At 66.0% G+C, this 5,387-nt stretch carries 6 protein-coding genes and 1 pseudogene; 3 read left to right on the top strand and 4 right to left on the bottom strand.

What is annotated here, in order from left to right; all coding sequences use genetic code 11:
* Both ACIA76_RS43565 and ACIA76_RS43560 read left to right on the top strand, forming a co-directional pair.
* Window positions 1-307 (top strand): annotated as a pseudogene (locus ACIA76_RS43565) (hypothetical protein); the annotation flags it as partial.
* Window positions 308-433: 126 nt separating this feature from the next.
* The gene (locus ACIA76_RS43560; RefSeq protein ID WP_397161436.1) at window positions 434-634 is read left to right on the top strand and encodes a hypothetical protein; all 201 of its coding nucleotides are present in this window, start codon (window positions 434-436) and stop codon (window positions 632-634) included.
* Window positions 635-638: 4 nt separating this feature from the next.
* Here ACIA76_RS43560 and ACIA76_RS43555 read toward each other — a convergent pair whose 3' ends face one another.
* A complete protein-coding gene (locus ACIA76_RS43555) occupies window positions 639-2,570 on the bottom strand; it encodes a potassium transporter Kup (RefSeq protein WP_397161434.1) in 1,932 nt (643 codons plus the stop codon).
* Between the two features lie 167 nt (window positions 2,571-2,737).
* Between ACIA76_RS43555 and ACIA76_RS43550 the strand changes: the two genes are divergently transcribed.
* Entirely contained in the window at window positions 2,738-3,061 is a 324-nt protein-coding gene (locus tag ACIA76_RS43550; RefSeq protein ID WP_397161432.1) for a hypothetical protein, read from the top strand.
* 4 nt (window positions 3,062-3,065) lie between these two features.
* Here the strand turns inward: ACIA76_RS43550 and ACIA76_RS43545 are convergent, their stop codons facing one another.
* The 3 genes from ACIA76_RS43545 to ACIA76_RS43535 all read right to left on the bottom strand — a co-directional run bounded on the left by ACIA76_RS43545 (window position 3,066) and on the right by ACIA76_RS43535 (window position 5,343).
* Window positions 3,066-3,299 carry a hypothetical protein gene (locus ACIA76_RS43545; protein ID WP_397161430.1) on the bottom strand — a complete coding sequence of 78 codons (234 nt, stop codon included), beginning with the start codon at window positions 3,297-3,299 and terminating at the stop codon, window positions 3,066-3,068.
* 119 nt (window positions 3,300-3,418) lie between these two features.
* Window positions 3,419-4,294: an LLM class F420-dependent oxidoreductase gene (locus tag ACIA76_RS43540; protein WP_397161428.1), complete on the bottom strand. Its 876-nt coding sequence runs from the start codon at window positions 4,292-4,294 to the stop codon at window positions 3,419-3,421.
* 140 nt (window positions 4,295-4,434) lie between these two features.
* On the bottom strand, window positions 4,435-5,343 hold the full coding sequence (locus tag ACIA76_RS43535; RefSeq protein WP_397161426.1) for a potassium-transporting ATPase subunit C: 909 nt from the start codon (window positions 5,341-5,343) through the stop codon (window positions 4,435-4,437).
* Window positions 5,344-5,387 lie beyond the last annotated feature (44 nt).

The raw sequence follows: 5,387 nt of genomic DNA, 5'->3' as shown, positions 1-5,387 counted from the left end.
TGCCCTCGATACGCGCGAACCTCGATCTGCCGCTTCCCATACGCCAACACACACCTCCAGAATCGAGGTGTTGCAACGACCAGTTGAATCCGTCCTGACCTTTACCGACGACGAGTTCGAACACGCCATCCAGGACGAGACCGGCGTCAAGCCCGCCTGGGCGGCCGAGGCGTTCGGGGACCTGAACGAGGATGTGCGCCAATCGATTCGGCGCATCGCCGCCAGCCCGTTCGTCACGGCGACGACCTCGCTGCGGGGCTTCGTCTTCGATATCGCCACGGGCAAGCTCGACGAGGTCACATTCTGAACCGGAAGAAAACCGGAAATACGGCGAGGCGCGGTCCGAAGGAAATCGTTAACGACCCGTCCGACCGCTCGTCGATGGTGTTCGATACAGATTCCCCCATGATGCTGCGAGGAGTTGGTGACCCCGGTGATGACAACCGATATCTCCCTGTCGGCGTGCCACGTTCGCTGGTCCGCGGCGGAGGCCGCCTTCATAGCGCGCTCCGATCAGCATCCGGGACTGGTCTGCCGTAACGAATGGTCCTCCCTGGCGGCGATCGAGGGCCTACTCGTGCTGATCGAGCGGCATCGACCCGCTCCGGAGCAGTCCCACCGGCCCGCCGCCTGATCCGCTACACCTCGATATGCGAGCCCATGATGACCGTGCGCTCGCGCGGCAGGCCGAAGTATTCGGCGGCGTCGGCCGTGATGTAGGAGGTGGCGATGAACAGCCGTTTGCGCCACATCGCCATGGTCGGTTCGTCGCCGGGCCGCAGTTCGATCTTGGACAGGAAGTACGAGGCCCGATCCAACTGCAGCCGTCCCTCGGTCCGCGCCGGATCCACCAGCGCCAGCGCGCGCGGCACATCCGGGGTCTCCATATAGCCGAATGCCGCTGTGACATGGGTGATTCCGTCGTCGGCGGGACCGAGCGCGTCGACGGAGATGCGCTCGGAATCGGGAATCCGTGGCACGGGTTCGGTCTGGATGGACAGGACCACGACATGTTCGTGGCGCACGTGATTGGCTTCCACATTGGCGCGCATGGCCAGCGGTGCGGTCAGCTTCCCGCGGTTGAGGAAGATCGCGGTGCCGGGCACGGTCGTGGTCGGCTGCGTGCCGTCGCGCAGCTCATCGATGAACACCCGCAGTGAGCCCTCGCGGCGTTCGCGCGCGGCGGTGACGATCTCGCGGCCGCGCTGCCAGGTCGTCATCACCGTGAAGGCCACCAGGCCGATCAGCAGCGGCAGCCAGGCCCCGTGCACGAACTTGGTGAGATTGGCCGCGACGAACAGCAGATCCACCACCAGCAGCGGGATCGCGCCGAGGCCGAGCAACCACCATGGCGTACCCCATTTCGCCCGGGCGACATAGAAGAACAGCAGCGTCGTGATCGTGATCGTGGCCGTCACCGCCATGCCGAAGGCAAAGGCCAGCGCGGCCGAACTGCGGAAGGCGAAGATCAGGGTCAGTACCGAGACCATCAGCACCCAGTTGATCCACGGCACGTAGATCTGCCCGATCCTCGACTCCGAGGTGTGCGCGACCCGCAGCCTGGGCAGATAGCCGAGCTGTGCGGCCTGGGACGCCACCGAATACGCGCCGGTGATCACGGCCTGGGAGGCGATCACCGTCGCGGCCGTCGCCAGCACGACCATCGGCAGTCGCGCCCAGCCCGGCGCGAGCAGGAAGAACGGGCCGCTGATATTGGCCGGATCGTCGAGGATCAGCGCGCCCTGGCCGAGATAGCTCAGCACGCAGGCGGGGAATACCAGGATCAGCCAGGCCCGGGTGATCGAGCGGCGGCCGAAATGGCCCATATCCGCATACAGCGCCTCGGCGCCGGTCACCGCGAGAACGATTGCGGCCAAGGCGAAGAACGCGGTGCCGAAGTGGCCGAACAGGAAGCCCAGCGCATAGGTCGGCGACAACGCCTCGAGAATCCGTGGGTGCTGGGCGATTCCGGTGATGCCGAGCGCGCCGATGGTTACGAACCAGACGATCATCACCGGCCCGAACAGCCGCCCCACCACCGCGGTTCCGCGGCGCTGCACCATGAACAGCGCCACGATGATCACCGCGGTCAGCGGCACCACCAGCTCCGCCAGCGACGGCTGGACGGTTTTCAGGCCCTCCACCGCCGAGAGCACCGAGATCGCCGGGGTGATCATGCTGTCGCCGAAGAACAGCGACGCGCCGAAGATGCCCAGTGACGCAAGGAAGATCGCCAACCGCCGGCCCCGCACGGTGCTCCACCGCCGCAACAGCGTGATCAGCGCCATGATGCCGCCCTCGCCGTCGTTGTCGGCGCGCATCGCCAGCAGCACATAGGTGATCGTCACGATGATCATCACCGACCAGAACACCAGCGAGACCACGCCGTACACGTTCTCGGTGCTCACCGGAACCGGATGGGGGTCAGCCGGAGCGAAGACGGTCTGCAGGGTGTAGATCGGACTGGTCCCGATATCGCCGAAGACGACCCCGAGCGCACCGATCACCAGCGCCGACCGCACCGAATCCGATCGCGAGAGATGCGGCGGAGCCTGCGGGCGATCTGTCACGGTGTTCCTCCTGGCGGGTGCTGTGAGATATCCCCGTCCGGACGATACCGGCGGTTCGGTTTCCGGTCGCCTCGTCGTGTAGGGAAGTCGTCAAAAGATCTCACGGGCACGACAGCGTTTCGTCAACGGCCACCGTGCATCCACTCGCCGCGCCATAGCGTTGTGCGGTGAACGATCTCGACCTGATGTGGTTGCGTGAGCTGGTCAGCCACCGCTATGTCGTGGAGATACTCGATACTCTCGCCGAACGCCCCCGGACCGCACGCGAACTCATCGCCACCCGGACCCAGGCCCGAGACGTCGGCCGCGCCCTGCGCACGCTCGCGGCCCAGGGTTTCGTCTGCGCCGATGGCGAGGGCAGCTGGGACACCACTCCCCCGCTCCGCGGCCCGATCCGACTGACCCCCGCAGGTCTGAACGTGGTCGACCTGCTCTCGAACTTCCTTGTGTGGGAAGCCCTTTACGAGATCCCGGAGGCCTCGGCGCGGTGACGCGCTACCGCCACGCCGGTCGCAGCGTGGCGCTGATATCCCGTGGCCGACCGGGTGTGTCGAGCTTGGCGAACTCCAGCCGTCGATCATGCCGGACGAACGAGTTGTAGTACCCGAGAACGACCAGTCCGCCCCAGGCGATCACGGCATTCCAGATCCCGGGATGCACCATCGCGACGATGAAGAAGGCGACCGCCCACGCGGTCACCAGCACGACGTCGAATACCTTGCCTCTCATCGAACGACCACCTCCCCGGCGGCCGGCGCCACCGACATCCGAAGCCTATCCGCCTGCGCCCCTTAACCTTTCGGATTCATCCCACGAGACCGTAAAGATCCGGCAATGTCGTGCCGCGCCTACCCGAGTTCGGCGAGTTGCCGCCCGGCCGGGGCCATGGCGTCTATCCATGCCGCCGGGGAGCCGCCCCGCGCAATGAGCACGACCTCATGCACGCCGACCGCGGCGTAATCGGCCATCGCGCGCACGAATTCGTCGCGCGTGGCCGGATTCGGCACCGGGTTGAGGGGCGCGATCGTCGTGCGGATCTCGTCATAGTCCCGGCCGACCTCGTCGCAGTGCCGGCGCAGGACGTCGAGCTTATGCCTGACCCCCTCGGGCGAGGTGCCGACGACATTGCAGGCATCGCCGTACTGCGCGACCAGCCGCAGCGTCTTGCGTTCGCCGTCGCCCGCGATGAGCACCTTCGGCCGGTGGATCGGCTGCGGTGAGCACAGCGTCTCCGCCAGCTGGTAATGCTCGCCGTGAAATGGCCCGTTGTTCTGTGGATCCCACATCTGCGCGCAGATGCGCAGCGTCTCCTCCAGCCGATCGAACCGCTCGGCGGTGGCGGGGAAGGGGATGCCGAGCCCGCGATGCTCGCGTTCGAAATACGCGGCGCCCAGACCCAGGACGGCCCGGCCGCCGGACAGTACGTCCAGCGTGCTCACGATCTTGGCGAGCAGGCCCGGATGCCGATAGGTCACCCCGGAGACGAGCATGCCGAGTCCGATGCTCGAGGTGTGCGCCGCCAGATAGCCGAGCGTCGTGTACCCCTCCAACATGGGCGACTCCTCCGGCAGACCGGAGATCGGGATCTGGAAGTAATGGTCCTGCAGCGACAACCAGGCCGCACCCGCCGCCTCCGCGGCGGCGCCGACCCGGGCCAGCTCACCCGCGAGAGCAGCGGCGCCACCGTCGATCTCGAATTTGGACACGTGAACACTGAACTCCATGAGAACCCCTGGATAGATATCTCGTACCGGCAGAGCGGCTTCCGAACCGACACTCGGGATCGAGGCTAACGGCGTCGGCGAAATGCGAAAGCCGCCTTCATCGATGAATGATGAAGGCGGCCTTCGTGATCGGGGGTGGATCAGCCCTTGTAGGGGTACTGCTTGTCCAGGTCCAGATTCAGTTCCAGGACGTTGACCCGGGGTTCGCCGAAGAAGCCGAGGTCGCGTTTGTAGGAATGGGCGGCGACCACGGTGCGGATCCGGTCCTCGGAAACGCCTCGTGCCTTGGCGATTCGGGGGATCTGGATGGCCGCGTACTCCGGGGAGATGTTCGGGTCCAGGCCCGAGCCCGAGGCGGTGACGGCGTCGGCGGGCACGGGGGTGTCCTTGGCGACGTCGCCGGGGATCGGAATGATCTGGCCGGTCGCGTAGCTCTCGCCTGGGACGGCACAGTCGACCTTGACACCCTGGTAGGCATCCTGGAACGGCTTCGCCGGGCAGGCCTCGTTGACGCTGACCACCTTGGTCGGCTTGATCACGTTGCCGTGCGCATCACGCGGGCCGATCACCGACAGCACCGCGCCGACACCGTCGGGTGTGCAGAACGGCCGCGCACCCGAGACGCCCTCGCGGTCACCGATCGCCTTACTACGCGAGCACACCGTCGACAGCAGCGCGAGCTTCGTCTTCGACGGATCAGCATCGAGAGTGTCCACCATGCTCTCCGGGCCCATATTGCCGAACGAGGAGTTGGACGCGTCGTACCCGTCCGGGATGCTGCCGTCGGCCGGGACGGAGTTGGACGGGCGGCTCTGGAAGTACTGCACCAGCGCATTGCCCTTACCATCGGTGAACGCCTGCCCGATCAGGCTCGAGCCCACGATCTTCCCGTCCTGAGTGATCAGCGACCCCTCCGCCTTGTCATGCAGCCCGGGCAGCTGAGCGACCGCGAAAACCGCCACGGGATAAACGATTCCGGTGATCACCGTCAGCACCAGCAGCGCACGTAACGCCGCGATATGTTGCCGGATCCAGGTTGACATACGCATATCAGGACATCCCAGGGAGGAATTGGACGACAAGGTCGATGATC

The sequence above is a fragment of the Nocardia sp. NPDC051570 genome (assembly GCF_044454005.1).
Classification (GTDB): domain Bacteria; phylum Actinomycetota; class Actinomycetes; order Mycobacteriales; family Mycobacteriaceae; genus Nocardia.
Note: the sequence above shows the minus strand (reverse complement) of the source record. Positions and strands in the feature narration are given on the sequence as shown.

Excerpts from the sequence above, each read along its gene's own strand:
- ACIA76_RS43545 (WP_397161430.1), bottom strand. The coding sequence starts at position 3,299 with ATGAGAGGCAAGGTATTCGACGTCGTGCTGGTGACCGCGTGGGCGGTC.
- ACIA76_RS43540 (WP_397161428.1), bottom strand. The coding sequence starts at position 4,294 with ATGGAGTTCAGTGTTCACGTGTCCAAATTCGAGATCGACGGTGGCGCC.
- ACIA76_RS43535 (WP_397161426.1), bottom strand. The coding sequence starts at position 5,343 with ATGCGTATGTCAACCTGGATCCGGCAACATATCGCGGCGTTACGTGCG.